Here is a 21,037-nt window from a genome sequence, read left to right as displayed (position 1 = left end):
TGTGTCGCGCGGGGGCCGTCAGCCCAGCGCCGACTTCACGACGTCGGCCAGGCGCTGCGCCACGGCCCGCGCCTGCTCGATGTCGGCGGCCTCGACCATGACGCGGACCAGCGGCTCGGTGCCGGAGGAACGCAGGAGCACCCGGCCCGTGGCGCCCAGCTCGCGCTCGGCGTCGGCGACGGCCGTGGTCAGCTCGTCGGAGGTGGTGACCCGGGACTTGTCGACGTCCGGCACGTTGATGAGCACCTGCGGCAGGCGCTCCATGACGGAGGCCAGGTCCTGGAGGCTGCGCCCCGTCTGGGCGACGCGCGCCGCGAGCAGCAGGCCGGTGAGCGTGCCGTCGCCGGTCGTGGCGTGGTCGAGCACGATGACGTGCCCGGACTGCTCGCCGCCGAGCGCGTAGGAGTGCTGCTTCATCGACTCCAGGACGTACCGGTCGCCGACGGCGGTCTGCACGAAGGTGATGCCCTCGCGCTCCATGGCCAGCTTGAAGCCGAGGTTCGACATGACGGTGGCGACAACGGTGTCCTGGCGCAGGGCGCCGTGCTCGCGCATGGAGAGGGCGAGGACGGCCATGATCTGGTCGCCGTCGACCTCGGAGCCGGTGTGGTCCACGGCGAGGCAGCGGTCGGCGTCGCCGTCGTGCGCGATGCCGAAGTCGGCCTTGTGCTCGACGACGGCGGCCTTGAGCAGGTCGAGGTGGGTCGAGCCGCAGCCGTCGTTGATGTTGAGACCGTCGGGCTCGGCGCCGATGGTGACGACCTCGGCGCCCGCGCGCGTGAACGCCTCGGGCGAGACGTGGGCCGCGGCGCCGTGCGCCTCGTCGAGGACGATCTTCAGGCCGTCGAGCCGGTTCGGCAGCACGCCGAGCAGGTGCTCGACATAGCGGTCGAACCCTTCCTCGTACGACTTCACGCGGCCGACACCGGCGCCGGTCGGGCGGTCCCAGGGCGCGCCGGTGCGGTGCTGCTCGTAGACCTCCTCGATGCGGTCCTCCAGGGCGTCGTCGAGCTTGTGGCCGCCGCGCGCGAGGAACTTGATGCCGTTGTCCGGCATCGCGTTGTGGCTCGCGGAGAGCATCACACCGAGGTCGGCCTCCAGGGCGCCGGTGAGGTACGCCACCGCGGGGGTGGGCAGCACACCGACGCGCAGGACGTCGACGCCCGCGCTGGCCAGGCCCGCGACGACCGCGGCCTCCAGGAACTCGCCCGAGGCCCGCGGGTCGCGGCCGACGACGGCCACCGGGCGGTGCCCCTCGAAGGAGCCCGCCTCACCGAGTACGTGCGCCGCTGCGACGGAGAGACCGAGCGCCAGCTCGGCCGTCAGATCCGCGTTGGCCACGCCGCGCACGCCGTCGGTGCCGAAGAGTCGTCCCACTTGTTGTCCTCCGAAACTTCCACTTATCCATAAGCCGAACGCCCCGGCGGGCACGCGAGGTGCCGCCGGGGCGAACAGGAAAAACAAGCAGGCAGCGATTTAGCGCTTGCTGTACTGCGGGGCCTTGCGGGCCTTCTTGAGACCGGCCTTCTTGCGCTCGACGGCACGGTCGTCGCGCTTGAGGTAGCCGGCCTTCTTCAGCGCCGGGCGGTTGTTGTCCACGTCCGCCTCGTTCAGCGCGCGGGCCACGCCGAGGCGCAGGGCACCGGCCTGACCGGAGACACCGCCACCCGCGATGCGGGCGATGACGTCGTAGCGGCCGTCGAGCTCGAGCACCTTGAAGGGCTCGTTGACTTCCTGCTGGTGGACCTTGTTCGGGAAGTAGTCCTCGAGCGTGCGCCCGTTGACCTTCCACTTGCCGGTGCCCGGGACGATCCGGACACGGGCGATGGCGTTCTTGCGGCGGCCCAGGCCGGCGGCGGGCTGCGGGTCACCGAAGCGGGCCGGGTTGGACTCCGAGGTGTACTCGCCCTCGACGGGCGCGTCCGACTCGGTGGTGTAGCTCTCGACGTCGACGATCTCGGTCTCTTCGACCGGCGTCTCGGCAGTGGTCTCGGCCACGATTCTCCTCAGATTCTTTTCTGTCTTAGGGGGTGGCCGGAACTACTGCGCGACCTGGGTGATCTCGAACGGCACCGGCTGCTGGGCAGCGTGGGGGTGCTGGTCGCCCGAGTAGACCTTCAGCTTCGAGAGCATCTGACGGCCCAGGGTGTTCTTGGGGATCATGCCCTTGATGGCCTTCTCGACGGCCTTCTCCGGGTTGTTCGCCAGGAGGTCGTCGTAGCGCACGGAGCGCAGACCGCCCGGGTAGCCGGAGTGGCGGTACGCCATCTTCTGGGTCTTCTTGTTGCCGGACAGGTGAACCTTGTCGGCGTTGATGATGATGACGAAGTCGCCCATGTCCATGTGCGGGGCATAGGTCGGCTTGTGCTTGCCGCGGAGGAGGTTCGCGGCAGTGGTGGCCAGACGGCCCAGGACGATGTCCTGCGCGTCAATGACGTGCCACTGGCGAGTCACATCGCCGGGCTTAGGGCTGTACGTACGCACTTCGCAGCCTTCTTCTTCAGTGGATGGGTGCTGAAACATGGCATCACTGAAGCGATCGTGCAGCTGGGGACGACAGTGCCGGGTTCAGCGCCCGTATGCCGCCCACTGGTAACTGCTCCAGGGAACCCGTGCACGGACTCCTCATCTGAGGATGAGCGAGCCAATACACATAACGACTAGGCAGAATACCCGTGGCGACCCGGACGGGTCAAAACGGTGTCCTGCCACCTAGTCCCGCCAGGGTAACGGGCGGCGTCTAAGATGCGCCCCATGAGTTTCGGGCAGGGGGGACCCGCGTGGGGTTCCGGTGACAGCGGGGGCGCTCCGGACTGGGCCGCGCTGGCGGAGGCGTCAGAGGCACGCGCGCGCAAGAAGCGCTGGACACTGATCGGCGGCGCGGTCGTCGCCACGCTCGCGGTGGGCTCGGCGGTCGCCTGGGCCATCGTCTCCGCGGGCGGCGACAGCACGGCCGCGAACAAGCCGGGCGGCTCCCTCTCCAGCAGCGCGGACATCCCGAGCGAGGGCAGGACGGCGGGGCCGACCTTCGCGGAGACCACCCCGCCGCCGCCGCTGAACCCGGACGACTTCATCGACAGCGCGGCCAAGGACAAGGCGCCGCTGACCGCGGACACGCTGTTCCCCGGCGCGACGCTCCCCTTCAACGGCCGCGAGTACAAGAAGGGCGCCACGGCCCGTACGACGGACTGCGCCTCCGTCGGCACCAAGGGCCTGGCCGGCGTCCTGAAAAAGAACGGCTGCACGCAGGTGATCCGCGCCACCTACACCAGCGGTGGCGACGCGGTCACCATCGGTGTCGCCGTCTTCGACACCAAGGCGGCGGCGACCCGCGCCAAGGAGCAGTACGACCTGAACAACGGCGCGATCCTCTCGCTGCCCGGCTCCGGCGTCCCGACGTTCTGCCGTACGTCGGTCTGCCGCGTCACGGTGAACTCCGCCGGCCGCTACGCGTACTTCACCAACGGCGGCCACACGAACGGCAAGAACGCCACGAAGCAGGACACGTCCCTGTACGCCCTCGGCGACGACCTCCAGGCGTACACGTTCCAGCAGATCAAACGCCGCGGCACGACGCAGGCATCGGCGGCGGCCACGGCGGGCTGACCCCGGCCAGGAACGACATACACCCAGGAACGACACGAGGGGCCCGGCGCCGGGAAGCGCCGGGCCCCCTCGTCTCAGTGCACCGCGCCGCGGACCCGCCGCGCCTGCGCCTGCCGCTCCGCCAGCAGCCCGTCCGCCGGATAGGCCACCTCCTCCAGCGTCAGCCCGTGCGGCCGCACCACATGGACCGCGCTGTCCCGCACCCCCGCGTCGAGCACCTTCCGCGGCCACTCCGCGCCCCGGTGCCCGTCCCCCACGAACAGCAGCGCGCCGACCATGGACCGGACCTGGTTGTAGCAGAACGCGTCCGCCCGCACCTCGATCTCGATGACGCCGTCGCCGCGCCGCGCGACCCCGAAGTCGAGGATCTCCCGGATCGTCGTCGCGCCCTCGCGCTTCTTCGCGTACGCGGCGAAGTCGTGCTCGCCGATCAGGGACTTCGCCGCGACGTCCATCGCGGCGGTGTCCAGCTCCCAGTCGTGCCAGAGCACGTGATTGCGCAGCAGCGGGTCGACGCCGCCCGGCCGGTCGGTGACCCGGTAGACGTAGCGCCGCCACAGCGCCGCGAACCGCGCGTTGAACCCGTCCGGCGCCGCGCCGACCCGCCAGACCCGCACGTCCCGGGGCAACCGCCCGGCCAGCCGCTTGACCAGCTTGTCCCCGTGCTCGGCCCACACCGCGTCCGGCAGGTCGACGTGCGCCACCTGCCCCCGCGCGTGCACCCCGGCATCGGTCCGCCCGGCCACGGTCAGCTCGTACGTCTCCAGGGACCGGGTCACCGTCCGCAGCGCGTCCTCGATCTCCCCCTGGACGGTCCGCCGGCCGCCGGGCTGCTTGGCCCACCCGGAGAAGTCCGTCCCGTCGTACGACAGATCGAGCCGCACCCGCACGAACCCGTCGCCCACTTCGTCACTCACCCATAGATCCTCTCACCGACCAAAAAAGCGGGCCCGCCCTAGGAAGGGCGGACCCGCTCAAGCGCCCCGAAGGAGCGCGGGGAACTGCGCGACCAGCAACGACGAAAGCCGCAGCCGCGAGGCACAGGCACCCGAGGGACGACTAGGCGTCCTTGGACTCCTCGGCGGCCTCAGCCGGCTTGGCGTCCTCGACGACCTCGGCCGGCGCGGCAGCCTCGGCGTCCTTGGCGGACCGCTTGGTGGCGGCCTCGGCCTCACCGGTGGCCTGCTGCGCGACCGTCAGGGCCTCGACCAGCTCGATGACAGCCATGGGCGCGTTGTCGCCACGGCGGTTACCGATCTTGGTGATACGGGTGTAACCACCCGGACGGTTCTCGTAGCGCGGGCCGATCTCCGTGAAGAGCGTGTGCACGATGCTCTTGTCGGTGATGACGGACAGCACCTGGCGGCGGTTGTGAAGGTCGCCCTTCTTCGCCTTGGTGACCAGACGCTCCGCGTACGGGCGCAGACGACGGGCCTTGGCCTCGGTCGTCGTGATCTTGCCGTGCTCGAAGAGCTGCTTGGCCAGGTTCGCGAGAAGCAGCTTCTCGTGCGCGGCGCTGCCGCCCAGACGGGCACCCTTGGTGGGCTTCGGCATGGTGTTTCTCCTTGTTGTCTGCCCCGGCCGTATCAGGTACCGGGGTCAGTGGCCGCGCCCCGGTAGGGGCGCGGGGAACTGCGCGACCAGCCACAACGGTCCCGCAGCCAAAAATCAATCAGTACTGCTCGGTCTCCACGAACCCGGCATCCGCGTCATCGTCAGCCCCAAAGGCGTCAGCCGCGGCGGTCGGGTCGAACCCGGGAGGCGAGTCCTTCAGGGCGAGGCCCATACCGTGCAGCTTCGCCTTGACCTCGTCGATCGACTTCGCACCGAAGTTGCGGATGTCGAGCAGGTCCGCCTCGGAGCGGGCGACCAGCTCACCCACGGAGTGGATGCCCTCACGCTTGAGGCAGTTGTACGACCGGACCGTGAGCTCCAGCTCCTCGATCGGCAGCGCCAGATCGGCGGCGAGCGCGGCGTCCGTCGGCGACGGCCCCATGTCGATGCCCTCGGCGTCGACGTTCAGCTCGCGGGCCAGACCGAACAGCTCGACCAGGGTCTTGCCGGCCGACGCCATGGCGTCACGGGGACGCATGGCCTGCTTGGTCTCGACGTCGACGATCAGCTTGTCGAAGTCGGTGCGCTGCTCGACACGCGTGGCCTCGACCTTGTACGTCACCTTGAGAACCGGCGAGTAGATCGAGTCGACCGGGATGCGCCCGATCTCCTGACCGACCTGCTTGTTCTGCACGGCGGAGACGTAGCCGCGACCGCGCTCGACGGTCAGCTCCATCTCCAGCTTGCCCTTGCCGTTGAGCGTGGCGAGGACGAGGTCGGGGTTGTGCACCTCGACACCGGCCGGGGGCGCGATGTCGGCGGCGGTGACCAGACCCGGGCCCTGCTTGCGCAGGTACATCACGACCGGCTCGTCGTGCTCACTGCTCACGACCAGCTGCTTGATGTTCAGGATGAGGTCGGTGACGTCTTCCTTGACGCCCGGCACGGTGGTGAACTCGTGCAGGACACCGTCGATCCGGATCGACGTGACGGCCGCACCCGGGATCGAGGACAGCAGGGTCCGGCGGAGCGAGTTGCCGAGGGTGTAGCCGAAGCCCGGCTCCAGCGGCTCGATCACGAACCGGGAGCGGAATTCGTCGACGACCTCTTCGGTCAACGAGGGGCGCTGAGCGATCAGCATGTGTGGAGTCCTTCAGTTCAGGGGCACCCACTATTTGATGCCCTGAGATAGAACAAGGGTACGGGCGGCACCGCCCCGAGGAGCCGTACCGCCCGAAACCTCAATACGTCCGAGCGTCAGACGCGACGACGCTTGGGGGGACGGCAGCCGTTGTGCGGGGTCGGCGTGACGTCCTGGATCGAGCCGACCTCGAGGCCGGTCGCCTGGAGCGAACGGATGGCGGTCTCACGACCGGAACCCGGGCCCTTGACGAAGACGTCGACCTTGCGCATGCCGTGCTCCTGGGCGCGACGGGCAGCCGACTCGGCGGCCATCTGCGCGGCGAACGGCGTGGACTTGCGGGAGCCCTTGAAGCCGACGTGGCCGGCGGAGGCCCACGAGATCACGTTGCCGGTCGGGTCCGTGATGGACACGATCGTGTTGTTGAACGTGCTCTTGATGTGCGCGTGGCCGTGAGCGACGTTCTTCTTTTCCTTGCGGCGCACCTTCTTGGCAGCGCCCTGACGTCCCTTGGGGGGCATGTCGTTCTCCTACGGGAGGTGGTCGGTCCTACAGCGAAGACCGCTGAAAAGCGTCCGCTGAGGACTACTTCTTGCCCGGCTTCTTCTTACCGGCGATGGCGCGACGCGGGCCCTTGCGGGTACGCGCGTTCGTGCTGGTGCGCTGACCGCGGACCGGCAGACCACGACGGTGGCGCAGACCCTGGTAGCAGCCGATCTCGACCTTGCGGCGGATGTCGGCCTGGATCTCGCGACGGAGGTCACCCTCGGTCTGGAAGTTCTGGTCCACGTACTCGCGGATCTTGACGAGGTCTTCCTCGCTCAGGTCGCGGACGCGGATGTTGCGGTCGACGCCCACGGTGTCCAGCGTCTGCTGGGCGCGCGTACGGCCGATGCCGAACACGTAGGTGAGGGCGACCTCGATGCGCTTGTCGCGCGGGAGGTCAACGCCTTCAACGCGTGCCATTCATGGCTCCTGTTGATTTTCGGAGGTCTGCAGCAGAGCCACTCCCCGCCGCCGTCCCCGCTGCGATGAGCGGTTCGGTACGACTGGGTCCCCGGCCTCCGACCGAAGGTGTCGCCGCGGTGCGCAGAAAGGTGTGCACTGCCGGCGGGCCCTGCATATGTACTCAATGTGTTGCGTGCGTCGCGCGAAACTCTGCGAACGAACTGCAGTAAGTCGTGCGTCAGCCCTGGCGCTGCTTGTGGCGCGGGTTGTCGCAGATCACCATGACCCGACCGTGACGGCGGATCACCCTGCACTTGTCGCAGATCTTCTTGACGCTCGGCTTGACCTTCATGGGTGAGGTTCTCCGGGTCAGTTGCCGGCGCCCCGCCGAGAAGCGGGAACAGGCAAGATCTACTTGTACCGGTAGACGATCCGGCCACGCGTCAGGTCGTACGGAGACAGCTCCACCACGACCCGGTCGTCAGGGAGGATACGGATGTAGTGCATACGCATCTTGCCGCTGATGTGAGCCAGGACCTGGTGGCCGTTCTGGAGCTCCACCTTGAACATGGCGTTCGGAAGAGACTCGACGACAGTGCCTTCGATCTCGATGGCACCTTGCTTCTTGGCCACGCTTCGCCCTTCGAATCGACTACCTTGATCGACTCTCGCCACGCATGCGGACATGCAGATACACGAGAGCCGACGAGTCAGTCTACGTCAGCGCCCCCGGAAAGACGAATCCGAGAATTCTGCCCTACGGGGAAGATCCCTAAGCCACCGACGCAGCGCTTACGCCAACGGATCCGGCGCGGCGACAATTCCCATCTCGGCGAGCTTCGCCTTGCCGCCATCGGGCGCCGTCAGGACGAGCGGGCCTTCCTCCGTCAGGGCCACCGAGTGCTCCCAGTGGGAGGACCAGGTGCCGTCCGTCGTGATGACCGTCCAGTCGTCCGACAGGGTCTCCGTGCGGGGGGTGCCGAGCGAGACCATGGGCTCGATCGCGAGGCAGAAGCCGGGGACGAGCTTGGGACCCTTGCCGCGGCGCCGCTCGACGTAGTTCAGCAGATGCGGGTCCATGTGCATCTCGGTGCCGATGCCGTGACCGCCGTAGTCCTCGACGATGCCGTACTTGCCGCCGCCGGGCTTCGGCTGGCGGCGGATGTAGGTCTCGATGGCGCGGGAGATGTCGACGAGGCGGTTGCCCTGCTTCATCGCGGCGATCCCGGCCCACATCGACTCCTCGGTCACCCGGGAGAGCTCGAGCAGCTCCTGGGAGTGACCGGAGCCGACGAACGCGGTGTACGCCGCGTCCCCGTGCCAGCCGTCGACGATCGCGCCGCAGTCGATGGAGATGATGTCGCCGTCCTCCAGGACGACCTCGTCGCTCGGGATGCCGTGGACGACGACCTCGTTCTTCGAGGTGCAGATGGTCGCGGGGAAGCCGCCGTAGCCGAGGAAGTTCGACTTCGCCCCGTGCTCGGCGATCACCTTGCGGGCGACCTCGTCCAGGTCCCTCGTGGTCGCGCCCGGCACGGCCGCCTCACGGGTCGCGGCGTGGATCGCCGCGACGACAAGCCCCGCCTCCCGCATCTTGCGAATCTGGTCGGGGGTCTTGATCTGCACCATGGGGGCCTGCGCTCTCCGTCATCCAGCGGTACGACGTGTACGTACACCACCAACACTAAGGCCGCGGCCCCCGGAGCAGGGAACCGCGGCCTCAGCCACGTACAGAAGGGGAACCGGTCTAGCGGCCCAGGGCCTCCATGGCCCGTGCCGTGACCTCTTCCACCTTGCCGAGCGCGGAGATCGTCTTCACGAGCCCCTGCTCCCGGTAGTAACCGATGATCGGCTCGGTCTGCGTGTGGTAGACCTCGAGCCGCTTGCGCACGGTCTCTTCCTTGTCGTCGTCGCGCTGGTACAGCTCGCCGCCGCAGACGTCACAGACGCCCTCGGCCTTCGGCTGCTTGTACGCGACGTGGAACACGTGCGCCGAGTCGTTGCGGCAGATGCGGCGGCCGGCGATGCGCTTGACCACCTCGTCCTCGGGGACCTCCAGGTCCAGGACCGCGTCCAGCTTCACGTCGTCCGCCTTGAGGGCGACGTCCAGCGCCTCGGCCTGCGAGACGTTGCGAGGGAAGCCGTCGAGCAGGAAGCCGTTGACGGCGTCCGGCTGCTCCATGCGGTCCTTGGCCATCCCGATGGTGACCTCGTCCGGTACCAGCTGGCCCGCGTCCATGAACGACTTGGCCTGCTTGCCCAGCTCCGTGCCCTGGCTGATGTTGGCACGGAAGAGGTCGCCCGTGGAGATGTGCGGGATCGACAGGTTCTGGGCAAGGAACGCGGCCTGCGTTCCCTTGCCGGCACCAGGCGGCCCGACGAGGACGATTCGCATCAGCGGAGGAACCCTTCGTAATTGCGCTGCTGAAGCTGGCTCTCGATCTGCTTCACCGTCTCCAGACCAACACCCACGATGATCAGGATGCTGGTGCCGCCGAACGGGAAGTTCTGGTTTGCCCCGAAACCAACCAACGCCATCGTCGGTACGAGTGCGATCAGCCCCAAGTACAGCGAACCCGGCCAGGTGATCCGGTTGAGTACGTACGAAAGATACTCAGCGGTCGGTCGGCCAGCCCGGATGCCCGGGATGAAGCCACCATACTTCTTCATGTTGTCCGCGACTTCCTCGGGGTTGAACGAGATCGCCACGTAGAAGAAGGCGAAGAACACGATCAAAAGGAAGTACGTGATGATGTAGTACGGGTGGTTTCCCTTGGTCAGGTGGTCGTCGATCCACACCTTCCACTGCGAGTCGCCACCCGCGAACTGGGCGACGAGTGCCGGGATGTAGAGCAGCGACGAGGCGAAGATGACCGGGATCACACCCGCCTGGTTCACCTTGAGCGGGATGTACGTAGACGTACCGCCGTAGGAACGACGGCCGATCATGCGCTTCGCGTACTGCACCGGGATACGGCGCTGGGCCTGCTCGACGAAGACGACCAGGGCGACCATGACGAGGCCGACCAGGATGACGGTGCCGAACTCGATCCAGCCGTCGGCCAGCGAGCCCTGCTTCTTGATGGCCCACAGCGCGGACGGGAAGGTGGCGGCGATCGAGATGAACATCAGGATCGACATGCCGTTGCCGATGCCACGGTCGGTGATCAGCTCACCGAGCCACATCATGACGCAGGTACCGGCGGTCATCGTGATGACCATCGTGATGGTGATGAAGATCGACTGGTCCGGGACGATCTCGCTCGCGACGGGGCAGCCCTGGAAGAGGGCGCCGGTACGGGCGGTGGCGACGAGGCCCGTGCCCTGAAGGATGGCGAGCGCCACGGTCAGGTACCGGGTGTACTGCGTGATCTTCGCGGTACCGGCCTGACCCTCCTTCTTGAGGGCTTCGAGGCGCGGGATCACCACGGTGAGCAGCTGCAGAATGATGCTCGCGGTGATGTACGGCATGATGCCGAGCGCGAAGACCGTGATCTGCAGCAGCGCGCCACCGCTGAACATGTTGACCAGACCGAACAGGCCGGTGCTGGAGTTGGCCACGTCCATGCACGTCTGGACGTTCGAGTAATCCACACCGGGGATCGGGATGTGCGCCCCGAGCCGGTAGATCACGACGATGCCCAGCGTGAAGAGCAGCTTCTTGCGCAGGTCGGGCGTCTTGAACGCCCGGGCGAACGCGGTGAGCACGGTGCCTCCTGCGACCCCCGCGCGCGTGCGTCAGAGGTGACGGTCTTGAGGATTCGACGAATGGGTAACGGTCAAGATCCGGGATTGGTGCCGGGGACAGCAGACAAGCCCGCACATTGACAGCGGACGCCACCTTACCGGCGGACATGGTCCCCTAGGAACGACCAACCGGGGATACCCCTTTTGTGGGGTATCCCCGGTCGGGATCGCTCATGTCATCGAGACGGCGTCTGGGATCAGACGAGCTCGGTGACCGTACCGCCCGCGGCGGTGATCTTCTCCTTGGCGGAGCCGGAGACGGCGTCGACCGTCACCTGCAGCGCCACGGAGATCTCGCCCTGGCCGAGGACCTTGACGAGCTCGTTGTTGCGCACCGCGCCCTTGGCGACCAGACCGGCCACCGTGACCTCGCCACCCTCGGGGTAGAGCGCGGCCAGCTTCTCCAGGTTCACCACCTGGAACTGCTTGTGGGCGGGGTTCTTGAAGCCCTTCAGCTTCGGGAGGCGCATGTGGAGGGGCATCTGCCCACCCTCGAAGCGCTCCGGAACCTGGTAGCGGGCCTTCGTGCCCTTGGTACCACGACCGGCCGTCTTACCCTTCGACGCCTCACCACGACCGACACGGGTCTTGGCGGTCTTGGCGCCGGGGGCCGGACGGAGGTTGTGGATCTTGAGCGGGTTGTTCTCCGCCATGATCAGACCTCCTCAACCGTCACGAGGTGGCGGACGGTGTGCACCATGCCGCGGAACTCGGGGCGGTCCTCCTTGACGACCTGCGTGTTGATCCCCTTGAGACCGAGGGAGCGCAGGGTGTCACGGTGGTTCTGCTTGCTGCCGATGTACGACTTGACCTGCGTGATCTTGAGCTGCGCCATTACGCACCAGCCCCGGCACGCGCACGAAGCAGAGCCGCGGGAGCGACGTCCTCGAGGGGCAGACCACGGCGGGCCGCGATCTCCTCGGGGCGCTGCAGACCCTTCAGGGCCTCCACGGTCGCGTGCACGATGTTGATCGCGTTGTCGGAGCCGAGCGACTTCGACAGGATGTCGTGAACGCCGGCGCACTCGAGCACGGCGCGCACCGGACCACCGGCGATAACACCGGTACCCGGGGACGCGGGCTTGAGCAGCACGACGCCGGCAGCCTTCTCACCCTGGATCGGGTGCGGGATGGTGCCCTGGATACGGGGGACCTTGAAGAAGTGCTTCTTGGCCTCCTCAACACCCTTGGCGATGGCGGCCGGCACCTCCTTGGCCTTGCCGTAACCGACACCCACGGTGCCGTCACCGTCGCCCACTACGACGAGCGCAGTGAAGCTGAAGCGACGACCACCCTTCACAACCTTGGCGACGCGGTTGATCGCGACAACGCGCTCAACGTACGCGGTCTTCTCGGCGGCGGCGTTGCCACCGTCGCGACCCTTCCGGTCCCGCCGCTCGCCGCCACCGGCACCGCCACCGCGGCGCTGGGGTCCAGCCATTGGAATTACCTCTCTCTGTTTCCGCTAGCTACGCAGCGCATCAAGGATTCGCTGCGCGAACGGGCAAGACTCAGAACTTGAGTCCGGCTTCGCGGGCGGCGTCCGCCAGGGCGGCGATGCGCCCGGCGTACTGGTTACCACCACGGTCGAACACGACGGCCTCGACACCGGCGGCCTTGGCGCGCTCGGCGACCAGGGCGCCGACCGACTTGGCCTGCGCGGACTTGTCGCCCTCGCCACCGCGGATCGACGAGTCCAGGGTGGACGCCGACGCGAGGGTGTGACCCTTCACGTCGTCGATCACCTGGGCGACGATGTTGCGGTTGGAGCGCGTCACGACCAGACGCGGACGCTCGGCCGTACCCGAGATGTTCTTGCGGATACGGATGTGGCGGCGCTTGATAGCCGCACGCTTGTAAGCGTCGCCCTTAGCGATCTTCTGACCGTATGCCATGGCTTACTTACCCGCCTTTCCGACCTTGCGGCGGATGACTTCGCCTTCGTACTTGACGCCCTTGGCCTTGTACGGGTCGGGCTTGCGCAGCTTGCGGATGTTGGCCGCAACCTCGCCGACCTTCTGCTTGTCGATGCCCTCGACCGAGAACTTGGTCGGCGACTCGACCTTGAACGAGATGCCCTCGGGCGCCTCGATCAGGATCGGGTGGCTGTAGCCGAGCGAGAACTCCAGGTTGGAGCCCTTCGCCAGGACGCGGTAACCGACACCGCTGATCTCGAGCTTCTTCACGTAACCCGTGGTCACGCCGGTGATCATGTTCGCCACCAGCGTGCGGGACAGGCCGTGCAGGGCCTTGTTCTGACGCTCGTCGTTGGGGCGGGTGACGTTCAGGACGCCGTCCTCACCCTTGGCGATGTCGATCGGCGCGACGATGGTGTGGCTCAGGGTGCCCTTGGAACCCTTCACCGTGACCGTGCGGCCATCGATGGTGACGTCCACGCCGGCGGGAACCGTGATGGGGAGCTTGCCAATACGCGACATAGCTGTTTCCTCCGTTCCCTTCCGCTACCAGACGTAGGCGAGGACTTCCCCACCCACGCCCTTCTTGCCTGCCTGCTGGCCGGTCAGGAGACCGTGCGACGTGGAGATGATCGCCACGCCCAGGCCACCGAGGACCTTCGGCAGGTTGGTGGACTTCGCGTAAACGCGCAGACCCGGCTTGGAGATGCGCTTGATGCCGGCGATCGAACGCTCACGGTTCGGGCCGAACTTCAGCTCCAGGACGAGGGACTTGCCGACCTCGGCGTCCTCGACCTTCCAGCCGGTGATGAAACCCTCCTGCTGGAGGATCTCTGCGATGTGCGACTTGATCTTGCTGTGCGGCATAGCCACGGTGTCGTGGTACGCCGAGTTCGCGTTCCGCAGACGCGTAAGCATGTCTGCGATCGGATCAGTCATGGTCATGAATTGGCCTTCGGCCTCTCTCGCCGGGGTTTCCTGTATGCGCCATCCCTCTCCCCACACAGGGGCGGGACGGGTGCGGCGCGGGGACCTACGGCGTAGTAAGCATCCATTTGCGGGCCTGGCCCGCGGGCGGTCAGGGCGGCAGAGCGCACCCAACCCTCCTAGCCTAAGCCATGAGAGCAGGAGCCTCTGCCGACCCTTTACTTACCGAGAGATCCAAGCAGTCCCGAAAAGCGGGGACTACCAGGAGCTCTTGGTCACGCCCGGCAGCTCGCCACGGTGAGCCATCTCACGAAGGCAGACGCGGCACAGGCCGAACTTGCGGTACACGGAGTGCGGACGGCCACACCGCTGGCAGCGGGTGTAAGCACGCACAGCGAACTTCGGCTTACGAGCAGCCTTGGCAATAAGTGCCTTCTTCGCCATCTCGCTCACGCCTCCTTGAACGGGAAGCCGAGGTGACGAAGGAGGGCACGGCCCTCGTCGTCGTTGGTCGCCGTGGTGACCACGGTGATGTCCATACCCCGGACGCGGTCGATCTTGTCCTGGTCGATCTCGTGGAACATGACCTGCTCCGTGAGACCGAAGGTGTAGTTGCCACGGCCGTCGAACTGCTTGGGGGACAGACCACGGAAGTCGCGGATGCGCGGGAGCGCGAGCGACAGGGTGCGGTCCAGGAACTCCCACATGCGGTCGCCACGGAGCGTGACGTGGGCACCGATCGGCTGGCCCTCGCGCAGCTTGAACTGCGCGATGGACTTGCGGGCCTTGGTGATGGCCGGCTTCTGACCGGTGATGGTGGTCAGGTCGCGGACGGCACCGTCCATGAGCTTGGAGTCACGCGCGGCGTCACCCACACCCATGTTGACCACGATCTTGACGAGACCGGGGATCTGCATGACGTTCTCGTAGGAGAACTCGTCCTGCAGCTTGCCCTTGATCTCGTCGCGGTACTTCTGCTTCAGACGCGGGTTCGTGGTGGTAGTCATCAGATGTCCTCACCCGTCCGCTTGGCAACGCGGATCTTGTTGCCCTCGTCGTCGAAGCGGTAACCGACGCGCGTGACGACCTTGTTGCCGTCCTTCTCCACGACCAGCTGGACGTTGGAGACGTGGATCGGGGCCTCGGTGGTCACGATGCCGCCGGCCTGCGAGCCGGTGGCCGTGGGGCCGGCCTTGGTGTGCTTCTTGACCCGGTTGACACCCTCGACGAGGACGCGCTCCTGGCGCGGGTAAGCGGCAATGACCTTGCCCTGCTTGCCCTTGTCCTTACCGGTGATGACCTGGACCAGGTCGCCCTTCTTGATCTTCATGCTTACAGCACCTCCGGCGCGAGCGAGATGATCTTCATGAACTTCTTCTCGCGCAGCTCACGGCCGACGGGGCCGAAGATACGGGTGCCGCGAGGGTCGCCGTCGTTCTTCAGAATGACAGCGGCGTTCTCGTCGAAGCGGATGTACGAGCCGTCCGGACGGCGGCGCTCCTTGACGGTGCGAACGATGACCGCCTTGACGACGTCACCCTTCTTCACGTTGCCACCGGGGATCGCGTCCTTCACGGTGGCGACGATGACGTCACCGATGCCCGCGTAGCGGCGACCCGAGCCACCGAGAACACGGATGGTGAGAATTTCCTTCGCACCCGTGTTGTCGGCGACGCGCAGTCGCGACTCCTGCTGGATCACGTCTATCTCCTGTTTGTCTGCCGGTTCCCGGCAGGGGTTCTATGCGAACCCCTGCCGAGCCTGGCGGAACGAACCCCGAGGGATACCCCTCGGAGAATTACTTGGCCTTCTCGAGGATCTCGACGATGCGCCAGCGCTTGGTGGCGGACAGCGGACGCGTCTCCATCAGGAGGACGCGGTCGCCGACGCCGGCAGCGTTCTGCTCGTCGTGCGCCTTGAGCTTGTTCGTACGGCGGATGACCTTGCCGTACAGGGCGTGCTTGACGCGGTCCTCGACGGCGACGACGACGGTCTTGTCCATCTTGTCGCTGACGACCAGACCCTCACGGGTCTTGCGGAAGCCGCGGGCGGCAGTCTCTTCAGTCACGTTCTTCTCGCTCATCAGGCGTTCTCCACCGTCTCGATGCCGAGCTCACGCTCACGCATGAGGGTGTAGATCCGGGCGATGTCCTTGCGGACGGCCTTGAGCCGGCCGTGGTTCTCGAGCTGGCCCGTCGCCGCCTGGAAGCGGAGGTTGAACAGCTCTTCCTTGGCCTCGCGGAGCTTGCCGACAAGCTCCTCGTTGCCCAGCTCGCGCAGCTCGGACGCCTTGGTACCGGTCGACATCACGCTTCACCTGCCTCGCGCTTGACGATCTTGCACTTCATCGGCAGCTTGTGGGCCGCGCGAGTCAGCGCCTCACGCGCGATCTTCTCGTTGGGGTACGACAGCTCGAACATGACGCGTCCGGGCTTGACGTTGGCGACCCACCACTCCGGAGAACCCTTACCGGAACCCATGCGGGTCTCGGCGGGCTTCTTGGTGAGGGGGCGGTCCGGGTAGATGTTGATCCAGACCTTGCCGCCACGCTTGATGTGACGCGTCATCGCGATACGAGCGGCTTCGATCTGCCGGTTCGTCACGTACGCCGGGGTGAGGGCCTGAATGCCGTACTCACCGAACGCAACCTGCGTGCCACCCTTGGACATACCGCTGCGCTTCGGGTGGTGCTGCTTGCGGTGCTTGACCCTACGGGGGATCAGCATTTCGGTCAGGCCTCCGTTCCGGTGCTCTCAGCAGCCGGAGCAGCGGCGGGCGCCTCAGCCTTGGGGGCTTCGGCGGCCGGAGCCGACTGCTGCGGCTTACGACCGCGACCGCCACGCTCGCCACCACGGCCGCCACCGCGGGCCGGGCGGTCGTTGCCGCCACGGGCCGGACGGTTGCCGGCGCGGGCCGCGGCGTTCTCGGCGCGAACCTCGGCGATGTTCTTGACGTCGCCCTTGTAGATCCAGACCTTCACGCCGATGCGGCCGAAGGTCGTCTTGGCCTCGAAGAAGCCGTAGTCCACGTTGGCGCGGAGCGTGTGCAGGGGCACACGGCCCTCGCGGTAGAACTCCGAACGGGACATCTCGGCGCCGCCGAGACGACCGCCACACTGGATCTTGATGCCCTTGGCGCCCGCCTTCATCGCCGACTGCATGCTCTTGCGCATGGCACGACGGAAGGAGACGCGGGAGGACAGCTGCTCCGCGACGGCCTGGGCCACGAGCTGAGCGTCGACCTCGGGGTTCTTGACCTCGAGGATGTTCAGCTGGACCTGCTTGCCCGTGAGCTTCTCGAGGTCACCGCGGATGCGGTCGGCCTCGGCGCCACGGCGGCCGATGACGATGCCGGGACGAGCGGTGTGGATGTCCACACGCACGCGGTCACGGGTGCGCTCGATCTCCACCTTCGAGATGCCGGCGCGCTCCATGCCGGACGTCATCATCCGACGGATGGCGACGTCTTCCTTGACGTAGTCCTTGTACAGCTTGTCGGCGTACCAACGCGACTTGAAGTCGGTCGTGACACCGAGCCGGAACCCGTGCGGGTTTACCTTCTGGCCCATTACCGGGTTCCTTCCTTGCTGCTGACGACCACGGTGATGTGGCTGGTCCGCTTACGGATCCGGTAGGCACGGCCCTGGGCACGCGGACGGAACCGCTTCAGGGTCGGGCCCTCATCCACGTACGCCTCGCTGATGACCAGCGAAGAGGCGTCGGTGTGGTCGTAGTTGTGCGCGGCGTTGGCAATGGCGCTGTCCAGCACCTTGCCGACCGGCACGCTCGCGGCCTGCGGGGCGAAACGCAGGACCGCCTGAGCCTCCGTGGCATCCATGCCACGGATGAGGTCCACCACGCGGCGGGCCTTCATGGGCGTGACGCGGATGTACCGCGCCTGGGCCCTGGCTTCCATGGTTGTCCCTTCGGTGTTTGTCATAGTCGATTCCACCCCGCCTTAGCGGCGCTTCGACTTCCGGTCGTCCTTGACGTGACCCCGGAAGGTGCGCGTCGGCGAGAACTCGCCGAGCTTGTGGCCGACCATCGACTCGGTGACGAACACCGGGATGTGGGTCTTGCCGTTGTGCACCGCGATCGTGTGGCCCAGCATGCTGGGGATGATCATCGAGCGACGGGACCAGGTCTTGATGACGTTCTTGGAACCGGCTTCGTTCTGAGCGTCCACCTTCTTTACGAGGTGGCCGTCGACGAAGGGTCCCTTCTTGAGACTGCGCGGCATCTAAACCCGCTCCTAGCGCTTCTTGTTCGTCTTGCGGCGGCGGACGATGTACTTGTTCGAAGCCTTCTTCGGCGAACGAGTACGACCCTCCTTCTGACCCCACGGGGAGACCGGGTGGCGACCACCGGAGGTCTTGCCCTCACCACCACCGTGCGGGTGGTCAACCGGGTTCATCGCCACACCGCGAACGGTCGGGCGAACGCCCAGCCAGCGCTTACGGCCGGCCTTGCCCCAGTTGATGTTCGACTGCTCGGCGTTGCCGACCTCGCCGATCGTGGCGCGGCAGCGCACGTCGACCAGACGGATCTCACCGGACGGCATACGAAGGTGGGCCATCGAGCCCTCCTTCGCGAGCAGCTGCACGGAGGCACCGGCGGAGCGGGCGAACTTGGCGCCGCCGCCCGGACGGAGCTCGATCGCGTGGATCGTGGTACCGACCGGGATGTTGCGGAGCGCGAGGTTGTTGCCGGGCTTGATGTCGGCCCCGGGGCCGTTCTCCACCCGGTCACCCTGCGACAGGCCGCGCGGAGCGATGATGTAGCGCTTCTCGCCGTCTGCGTAGTGCAGGAGCGCGATGCGCGCGGTGCGGTTGGGGTCGTACTCGATGTGCGCGACCTTCGCCGGCACGCCGTCCTTGTCGTGACGACGGAAGTCGATCACGCGGTAGGCGCGCTTGTGTCCGCCACCCTGGTGGCGAACGGTCACTCGACCGGCGTTGTTACGGCCGCCCTTGCTGTGCAGCGGGCGGACCAGCGACTTCTCCGGCGTGGACCGCGTGACCTCGACGAAGTCGGCAACGCTGGAGCCGCGACGGCCCGGCGTAGTCGGCTTGTACTTGCGGATTCCCATTTCTCAGTCCTCGTCCGATATTCGGACCAGGGCGCTCCGTTAGGAGGCCTGGCCGAAGATGTCGATACGGTCGCCCTCAACGAGGGTCACGATCGCGCGCTTGGTGTTCGCACGCTGGCCGAAGCCGGTGCGGGTCCGCTTGCGCTTGCCCTGCCGGTTGATCGTGTTGACCCCGGAGACCTTGACCGAGAAGACCGCCTCGACGGCCTGCTTGATCTGGGTCTTGTTGGCACGCGGGTCCACGATGAAGGTGTACTTGCCCTCGTCGAGGAGCGCGTAGCTCTTCTCGGAGACGACCGGCTTGACGAGGACGTCACGGGGGTCCGTGAAGCTCTTGCTCAGCGGCGTCTCAACGGTGTTCTTGCCCTCGGTGGCGTGGCGCTTCGCCTTGGCGACGCGCGCGGCCTTGGCGGCCTTGGCGGCCTTCGAGGCGATGCTCGGGTGACGCGTAGCCATCAGGCTTCGCTCCCTTCGGTGTCAGCGGCCTTGGGGCCAGACACGAAGGACTCGAAAGCGGCCTGGGTGAAGACCACGTCGTCCGAGACGAGAACGTCGTACGTGTTCAGCTGGCCCGGCTCCAGGATGTGGACCTGGGGCAGGTTGCGAGCGGAGAGCAGCGAGGCCTCGTCGGCACGGTCGATCACGAGGAGCAGGTTCTTGCGCTCCGAGATCTTGCCGAGCAGCGACTTCGCGGCCTTGGTGGAGACTCCGCCGTCGACCACGCCGGTGACGACGTGGATGCGGGCGTTGCGGGCCCGGTCGGTGAGGGCGTGGCGCAGGGCCGCGGCCTTCATCTTCTTCGGGGTCCGCTGCGAGTAGTCACGCGGCGTGGGGCCGTGGACGACGCCACCGCCGGCGAACTGCGGCGCACGGGTCGAACCCTGGCGCGCGCGGCCGGTGCCCTTCTGGCGGTAAGGCTTCTTACCGCCACCGCGGACCTCGCCACGACGCTTGACCTTGTGCGTGCCCTGACGGGCCGCGGCCAGCTGCGCGACGACGACCTGGTGAAGCAGCGGAACGCTGATCTTCTCCACGTCGAAGATCTCGGCCGGGAGCTCTACGGTCCCGGTCTTGTCGCCGGAGGGCGACAGAATGTCAATGGTGCTCATAGTCCTCAGGCCCCCTTGGCCGCGGTGCGGACCAGGACGAGGCCGCCGTTCGGACCAGGAACCGCGCCCTTGATGAGGAGCAGGCCCTTCTCCGCGTCAACGGCGTGAACGGTCAGGTTCTGGGTGGTGACCCGCTCGTTGCCCATACGGCCCGCCATGCGGAGGCCCTTGAACACACGACCCGGGGTGGCGCAGCCACCGATCGAGCCCGGCGAGCGGTGCTTGCGCTGGGTGCCGTGACCGGCGCCGAGGCCCTTGAAGTTGTGACGCTTCATGACACCGGCGAAGCCCTTGCCCTTGCTCTTGCCGGTCACGTCCACCTTGACGCCGGACTCGAAGGTCTCAGCGGTGATCTCCTGGCCGAGGGTGTACTCGCTGGCGTCAGCGGTACGGATCTCGACGAGGTGACGGCGGGGGGTGACGTCGGCCTTGGCGAAGTGGCCCTTGAGGGGCTTGTTCACCTTGCGCGGGTCGATCTCGCCGAACGCGATCTGGACGGACTCGTAGCCGTCGACGTCGTTCGTGCGGACCTGGGTCACGACGTTGGGGCCGGCCTTGACGACGGTGACCGGAACAACACGGTTGTTCTCGTCCCACACCTGCGTCATGCCGAGCTTCTCGCCCAGGATGCCCTTGATCTGCTTGGTCATCTTCAGATCACCGGCCCTCAGAGCTTGATCTCGATGTCGACACCGGCCGGGAGGTCGAGTCGCATCAGGGAGTCAACGGTCTTGGGCGTCGGGTCGAGGATGTCGATCAGGCGCTTGTGCGTGCGCATCTCGAAGTGCTCGCGCGAGTCCTTGTACTTGTGCGGCGACTTGATGACGCAGTACACGTTCTTCTCGGTAGGCAGCGGCACCGGGCCCGCGACCGACGCACCAGTACGCGTCACCGTCTCGACGATCTTCTTCGCCGAGGAGTCGATGACCTCGTGGTCGTAGGCCTTGAGCCGGATGCGGATCTTCTGTCCCGCCATGGCTACTTAGTAGTCCTGTCTCTCGT

Annotated in this window: 35 protein-coding genes; 1 reads left to right on the top strand and 34 read right to left on the bottom strand. The window is 66.8% G+C overall.

From position 1 onward, the window contains the following. Positions 1 to 18: 18 nt before the first annotated feature. The 3 genes from glmM to rplM form a co-directional block, all read right to left on the bottom strand. Positions 19 to 1,377, bottom strand: coding sequence for a phosphoglucosamine mutase (gene glmM, locus N5I75_RS20250; protein WP_476679293.1), 1,359 nt, complete (start codon positions 1,375 to 1,377; stop codon positions 19 to 21). A 99-nt stretch (positions 1,378 to 1,476) separates the two neighbouring features. Continuing rightward, positions 1,477 to 1,998, bottom strand: coding sequence for a 30S ribosomal protein S9 (rpsI, locus tag N5I75_RS20245; RefSeq protein ID WP_399056889.1), 522 nt, complete (start codon positions 1,996 to 1,998; stop codon positions 1,477 to 1,479). Positions 1,999 to 2,040: 42 nt separating this feature from the next. Next, positions 2,041 to 2,484 (bottom strand): 50S ribosomal protein L13, encoded by a 444-nt coding sequence (gene rplM, locus N5I75_RS20240; protein ID WP_324767608.1) that lies wholly within the window; start codon positions 2,482 to 2,484, stop codon positions 2,041 to 2,043. Positions 2,485 to 2,754: 270 nt separating this feature from the next. Here rplM and N5I75_RS20235 point away from each other — a divergent pair, with 270 nt between their 5' ends. Then, entirely contained in the window at positions 2,755 to 3,606 is an 852-nt protein-coding gene (locus N5I75_RS20235) for a hypothetical protein (protein ID WP_476679292.1), read from the top strand. 74 nt (positions 3,607 to 3,680) lie between these two features. On the opposite strand, the gene truA is transcribed toward N5I75_RS20235, so the two are convergent. The 31 genes from truA to rpsJ all read right to left on the bottom strand — a co-directional run bounded on the left by truA (position 3,681) and on the right by rpsJ (position 21,011). Next, the gene (truA, locus tag N5I75_RS20230; RefSeq protein WP_476679291.1) at positions 3,681 to 4,523 is read right to left on the bottom strand and encodes a tRNA pseudouridine(38-40) synthase TruA; all 843 of its coding nucleotides are present in this window, start codon (positions 4,521 to 4,523) and stop codon (positions 3,681 to 3,683) included. A gap of 142 nt (positions 4,524 to 4,665) precedes the next feature. Next, positions 4,666 to 5,160, bottom strand: coding sequence for a 50S ribosomal protein L17 (gene rplQ / locus N5I75_RS20225; protein WP_476679290.1), 495 nt, complete (start codon positions 5,158 to 5,160; stop codon positions 4,666 to 4,668). 118 nt (positions 5,161 to 5,278) lie between these two features. Next, positions 5,279 to 6,301, bottom strand: coding sequence for a DNA-directed RNA polymerase subunit alpha (locus N5I75_RS20220; RefSeq protein ID WP_399056908.1), 1,023 nt, complete (start codon positions 6,299 to 6,301; stop codon positions 5,279 to 5,281). A 116-nt stretch (positions 6,302 to 6,417) separates the two neighbouring features. Beyond that, entirely contained in the window at positions 6,418 to 6,822 is a 405-nt protein-coding gene (gene rpsK / locus N5I75_RS20215) for a 30S ribosomal protein S11 (protein ID WP_003948617.1), read from the bottom strand. A gap of 64 nt (positions 6,823 to 6,886) precedes the next feature. Further along, the gene (gene rpsM, locus N5I75_RS20210; protein ID WP_476679289.1) at positions 6,887 to 7,267 is read right to left on the bottom strand and encodes a 30S ribosomal protein S13; all 381 of its coding nucleotides are present in this window, start codon (positions 7,265 to 7,267) and stop codon (positions 6,887 to 6,889) included. A 220-nt stretch (positions 7,268 to 7,487) separates the two neighbouring features. Beyond that, the gene (gene rpmJ, locus N5I75_RS20205) at positions 7,488 to 7,601 is read right to left on the bottom strand and encodes a 50S ribosomal protein L36 (RefSeq protein WP_003974245.1); all 114 of its coding nucleotides are present in this window, start codon (positions 7,599 to 7,601) and stop codon (positions 7,488 to 7,490) included. A 59-nt stretch (positions 7,602 to 7,660) separates the two neighbouring features. Beyond that, positions 7,661 to 7,882 (bottom strand): translation initiation factor IF-1, encoded by a 222-nt coding sequence (gene infA, locus N5I75_RS20200; protein ID WP_003948620.1) that lies wholly within the window; start codon positions 7,880 to 7,882, stop codon positions 7,661 to 7,663. 159 nt (positions 7,883 to 8,041) lie between these two features. Then, positions 8,042 to 8,878, bottom strand: a complete 837-nt coding sequence (gene map, locus N5I75_RS20195) for a type I methionyl aminopeptidase (protein WP_476679288.1) — start codon at positions 8,876 to 8,878, stop codon at positions 8,042 to 8,044. A 118-nt stretch (positions 8,879 to 8,996) separates the two neighbouring features. Continuing rightward, positions 8,997 to 9,644: an adenylate kinase gene (locus N5I75_RS20190; RefSeq protein ID WP_476679287.1), complete on the bottom strand. Its 648-nt coding sequence runs from the start codon at positions 9,642 to 9,644 to the stop codon at positions 8,997 to 8,999. Next, on the bottom strand, positions 9,644 to 10,957 hold the full coding sequence (gene secY / locus N5I75_RS20185) for a preprotein translocase subunit SecY (protein WP_476679286.1): 1,314 nt from the start codon (positions 10,955 to 10,957) through the stop codon (positions 9,644 to 9,646). The genes N5I75_RS20190 and secY overlap by 1 nt, the downstream gene beginning before the upstream one ends. Before the next feature lie 236 nt (positions 10,958 to 11,193). Further along, a complete protein-coding gene (gene rplO, locus N5I75_RS20180) occupies positions 11,194 to 11,649 on the bottom strand; it encodes a 50S ribosomal protein L15 (RefSeq protein ID WP_476679285.1) in 456 nt (151 codons plus the stop codon). Positions 11,650 to 11,651: 2 nt separating this feature from the next. Further along, on the bottom strand, positions 11,652 to 11,831 hold the full coding sequence (rpmD, locus tag N5I75_RS20175) for a 50S ribosomal protein L30 (protein ID WP_052580766.1): 180 nt from the start codon (positions 11,829 to 11,831) through the stop codon (positions 11,652 to 11,654). Next, a complete protein-coding gene (gene rpsE, locus N5I75_RS20170; RefSeq protein ID WP_207824967.1) occupies positions 11,831 to 12,436 on the bottom strand; it encodes a 30S ribosomal protein S5 in 606 nt (201 codons plus the stop codon). The genes rpmD and rpsE overlap by 1 nt, the downstream gene beginning before the upstream one ends. A 70-nt stretch (positions 12,437 to 12,506) precedes the next feature. Continuing rightward, positions 12,507 to 12,890: a 50S ribosomal protein L18 gene (rplR, locus tag N5I75_RS20165; protein ID WP_394433434.1), complete on the bottom strand. Its 384-nt coding sequence runs from the start codon at positions 12,888 to 12,890 to the stop codon at positions 12,507 to 12,509. 3 nt (positions 12,891 to 12,893) lie between these two features. Then, positions 12,894 to 13,433 (bottom strand): 50S ribosomal protein L6, encoded by a 540-nt coding sequence (rplF, locus tag N5I75_RS20160; RefSeq protein ID WP_476679284.1) that lies wholly within the window; start codon positions 13,431 to 13,433, stop codon positions 12,894 to 12,896. A 24-nt stretch (positions 13,434 to 13,457) separates the two neighbouring features. Then, a complete protein-coding gene (rpsH, locus tag N5I75_RS20155; RefSeq protein ID WP_028812365.1) occupies positions 13,458 to 13,856 on the bottom strand; it encodes a 30S ribosomal protein S8 in 399 nt (132 codons plus the stop codon). A 240-nt stretch (positions 13,857 to 14,096) separates the two neighbouring features. Next, positions 14,097 to 14,282 (bottom strand): type Z 30S ribosomal protein S14, encoded by a 186-nt coding sequence (locus N5I75_RS20150; RefSeq protein ID WP_004571834.1) that lies wholly within the window; start codon positions 14,280 to 14,282, stop codon positions 14,097 to 14,099. Positions 14,283 to 14,287: 5 nt separating this feature from the next. Continuing rightward, complete coding sequence (rplE, locus tag N5I75_RS20145) at positions 14,288 to 14,845, bottom strand: 50S ribosomal protein L5 (protein WP_361080959.1); 558 nt, start codon at positions 14,843 to 14,845, stop codon at positions 14,288 to 14,290. After that, entirely contained in the window at positions 14,845 to 15,168 is a 324-nt protein-coding gene (rplX, locus tag N5I75_RS20140; protein WP_356374883.1) for a 50S ribosomal protein L24, read from the bottom strand. The genes rplE and rplX overlap by 1 nt, the downstream gene beginning before the upstream one ends. Before the next feature lie 2 nt (positions 15,169 to 15,170). After that, positions 15,171 to 15,539 carry a 50S ribosomal protein L14 gene (gene rplN, locus N5I75_RS20135; RefSeq protein ID WP_003974257.1) on the bottom strand — a complete coding sequence of 123 codons (369 nt, stop codon included), beginning with the start codon at positions 15,537 to 15,539 and terminating at the stop codon, positions 15,171 to 15,173. Between the two features lie 97 nt (positions 15,540 to 15,636). Next, positions 15,637 to 15,921, bottom strand: a complete 285-nt coding sequence (gene rpsQ / locus N5I75_RS20130; protein WP_156722919.1) for a 30S ribosomal protein S17 — start codon at positions 15,919 to 15,921, stop codon at positions 15,637 to 15,639. Further along, positions 15,921 to 16,145 (bottom strand): 50S ribosomal protein L29, encoded by a 225-nt coding sequence (gene rpmC, locus N5I75_RS20125; RefSeq protein WP_052580777.1) that lies wholly within the window; start codon positions 16,143 to 16,145, stop codon positions 15,921 to 15,923. Before rpmC ends, rpsQ begins: the two co-directional genes overlap by 1 nt. Continuing rightward, positions 16,145 to 16,564: a 50S ribosomal protein L16 gene (rplP, locus tag N5I75_RS20120; protein WP_059424836.1), complete on the bottom strand. Its 420-nt coding sequence runs from the start codon at positions 16,562 to 16,564 to the stop codon at positions 16,145 to 16,147. Before rplP ends, rpmC begins: the two co-directional genes overlap by 1 nt. A gap of 5 nt (positions 16,565 to 16,569) precedes the next feature. Continuing rightward, positions 16,570 to 17,406, bottom strand: coding sequence for a 30S ribosomal protein S3 (gene rpsC, locus N5I75_RS20115; protein ID WP_394433427.1), 837 nt, complete (start codon positions 17,404 to 17,406; stop codon positions 16,570 to 16,572). Further along, entirely contained in the window at positions 17,406 to 17,753 is a 348-nt protein-coding gene (gene rplV / locus N5I75_RS20110; protein ID WP_004571827.1) for a 50S ribosomal protein L22, read from the bottom strand. The genes rpsC and rplV overlap by 1 nt, the downstream gene beginning before the upstream one ends. A gap of 42 nt (positions 17,754 to 17,795) precedes the next feature. Continuing rightward, positions 17,796 to 18,077, bottom strand: coding sequence for a 30S ribosomal protein S19 (gene rpsS / locus N5I75_RS20105; protein WP_018528354.1), 282 nt, complete (start codon positions 18,075 to 18,077; stop codon positions 17,796 to 17,798). 12 nt (positions 18,078 to 18,089) lie between these two features. Further along, on the bottom strand, positions 18,090 to 18,926 hold the full coding sequence (rplB, locus tag N5I75_RS20100) for a 50S ribosomal protein L2 (RefSeq protein ID WP_361080969.1): 837 nt from the start codon (positions 18,924 to 18,926) through the stop codon (positions 18,090 to 18,092). A 39-nt stretch (positions 18,927 to 18,965) separates the two neighbouring features. Continuing rightward, a complete protein-coding gene (gene rplW / locus N5I75_RS20095; RefSeq protein ID WP_164304029.1) occupies positions 18,966 to 19,382 on the bottom strand; it encodes a 50S ribosomal protein L23 in 417 nt (138 codons plus the stop codon). Then, positions 19,382 to 20,035 carry a 50S ribosomal protein L4 gene (gene rplD, locus N5I75_RS20090; protein WP_338697305.1) on the bottom strand — a complete coding sequence of 218 codons (654 nt, stop codon included), beginning with the start codon at positions 20,033 to 20,035 and terminating at the stop codon, positions 19,382 to 19,384. Before rplD ends, rplW begins: the two co-directional genes overlap by 1 nt. 5 nt (positions 20,036 to 20,040) lie before the next feature. Beyond that, entirely contained in the window at positions 20,041 to 20,685 is a 645-nt protein-coding gene (gene rplC, locus N5I75_RS20085; protein ID WP_394433423.1) for a 50S ribosomal protein L3, read from the bottom strand. A 17-nt stretch (positions 20,686 to 20,702) separates the two neighbouring features. After that, positions 20,703 to 21,011: a 30S ribosomal protein S10 gene (gene rpsJ / locus N5I75_RS20080; RefSeq protein WP_003948644.1), complete on the bottom strand. Its 309-nt coding sequence runs from the start codon at positions 21,009 to 21,011 to the stop codon at positions 20,703 to 20,705. Positions 21,012 to 21,037: the final 26 nt, after the last annotated feature.

This window comes from Streptomyces sp. R818 (assembly GCF_056172735.1).
This window is presented reverse-complemented; position numbering and strand designations above follow the sequence as displayed.

What these genes read in the sequence shown, in the direction of transcription:
- N5I75_RS20150 (WP_004571834.1), bottom strand. Translation starts at nt 14,282, where the DNA reads ATGGCGAAGAAGGCACTTATTGCCAAGGCTGCTCGTAAGCCGAAGTTC.
- rplD (WP_338697305.1), bottom strand. Translation starts at nt 20,035, where the DNA reads ATGAGCACCATTGACATTCTGTCGCCCTCCGGCGACAAGACCGGGACC.
- rplB (WP_361080969.1), bottom strand. Translation starts at nt 18,926, where the DNA reads ATGGGAATCCGCAAGTACAAGCCGACTACGCCGGGCCGTCGCGGCTCC.
- rpsE (WP_207824967.1), bottom strand. Translation starts at nt 12,436, where the DNA reads ATGGCTGGACCCCAGCGCCGCGGTGGCGGTGCCGGTGGCGGCGAGCGG.
- rplC (WP_394433423.1), bottom strand. Translation starts at nt 20,685, where the DNA reads ATGACCAAGCAGATCAAGGGCATCCTGGGCGAGAAGCTCGGCATGACG.
- rplF (WP_476679284.1), bottom strand. Translation starts at nt 13,433, where the DNA reads ATGTCGCGTATTGGCAAGCTCCCCATCACGGTTCCCGCCGGCGTGGAC.
- rpsH (WP_028812365.1), bottom strand. Translation starts at nt 13,856, where the DNA reads ATGACCATGACTGATCCGATCGCAGACATGCTTACGCGTCTGCGGAAC.
- rpsK (WP_003948617.1), bottom strand. Translation starts at nt 6,822, where the DNA reads ATGCCCCCCAAGGGACGTCAGGGCGCTGCCAAGAAGGTGCGCCGCAAG.
- rpsS (WP_018528354.1), bottom strand. Translation starts at nt 18,077, where the DNA reads ATGCCGCGCAGTCTCAAGAAGGGACCCTTCGTCGACGGCCACCTCGTA.
- rplR (WP_394433434.1), bottom strand. Translation starts at nt 12,890, where the DNA reads ATGGCATACGGTCAGAAGATCGCTAAGGGCGACGCTTACAAGCGTGCG.
- rplQ (WP_476679290.1), bottom strand. Translation starts at nt 5,160, where the DNA reads ATGCCGAAGCCCACCAAGGGTGCCCGTCTGGGCGGCAGCGCCGCGCAC.
- rplO (WP_476679285.1), bottom strand. Translation starts at nt 11,649, where the DNA reads ATGGCGGAGAACAACCCGCTCAAGATCCACAACCTCCGTCCGGCCCCC.
- rpsM (WP_476679289.1), bottom strand. Translation starts at nt 7,267, where the DNA reads ATGGCACGCGTTGAAGGCGTTGACCTCCCGCGCGACAAGCGCATCGAG.
- rpmJ (WP_003974245.1), bottom strand. Translation starts at nt 7,601, where the DNA reads ATGAAGGTCAAGCCGAGCGTCAAGAAGATCTGCGACAAGTGCAGGGTG.
- map (WP_476679288.1), bottom strand. Translation starts at nt 8,878, where the DNA reads ATGGTGCAGATCAAGACCCCCGACCAGATTCGCAAGATGCGGGAGGCG.
- N5I75_RS20235 (WP_476679292.1), top strand. Translation starts at nt 2,755, where the DNA reads ATGAGTTTCGGGCAGGGGGGACCCGCGTGGGGTTCCGGTGACAGCGGG.
- rpmD (WP_052580766.1), bottom strand. Translation starts at nt 11,831, where the DNA reads ATGGCGCAGCTCAAGATCACGCAGGTCAAGTCGTACATCGGCAGCAAG.
- rplP (WP_059424836.1), bottom strand. Translation starts at nt 16,564, where the DNA reads ATGCTGATCCCCCGTAGGGTCAAGCACCGCAAGCAGCACCACCCGAAG.
- rplW (WP_164304029.1), bottom strand. Translation starts at nt 19,382, where the DNA reads ATGGCTACGCGTCACCCGAGCATCGCCTCGAAGGCCGCCAAGGCCGCC.
- rpmC (WP_052580777.1), bottom strand. Translation starts at nt 16,145, where the DNA reads ATGTCGACCGGTACCAAGGCGTCCGAGCTGCGCGAGCTGGGCAACGAG.
- rpsC (WP_394433427.1), bottom strand. Translation starts at nt 17,406, where the DNA reads ATGGGCCAGAAGGTAAACCCGCACGGGTTCCGGCTCGGTGTCACGACC.
- rplV (WP_004571827.1), bottom strand. Translation starts at nt 17,753, where the DNA reads ATGGAAGCCAGGGCCCAGGCGCGGTACATCCGCGTCACGCCCATGAAG.
- rpsJ (WP_003948644.1), bottom strand. Translation starts at nt 21,011, where the DNA reads ATGGCGGGACAGAAGATCCGCATCCGGCTCAAGGCCTACGACCACGAG.
- N5I75_RS20220 (WP_399056908.1), bottom strand. Translation starts at nt 6,301, where the DNA reads ATGCTGATCGCTCAGCGCCCCTCGTTGACCGAAGAGGTCGTCGACGAA.
- rplE (WP_361080959.1), bottom strand. Translation starts at nt 14,845, where the DNA reads ATGACTACCACCACGAACCCGCGTCTGAAGCAGAAGTACCGCGACGAG.
- rpsQ (WP_156722919.1), bottom strand. Translation starts at nt 15,921, where the DNA reads ATGAGCGAGAAGAACGTGACTGAAGAGACTGCCGCCCGCGGCTTCCGC.
- N5I75_RS20190 (WP_476679287.1), bottom strand. Translation starts at nt 9,644, where the DNA reads ATGCGAATCGTCCTCGTCGGGCCGCCTGGTGCCGGCAAGGGAACGCAG.
- rplX (WP_356374883.1), bottom strand. Translation starts at nt 15,168, where the DNA reads ATGAAGATCAAGAAGGGCGACCTGGTCCAGGTCATCACCGGTAAGGAC.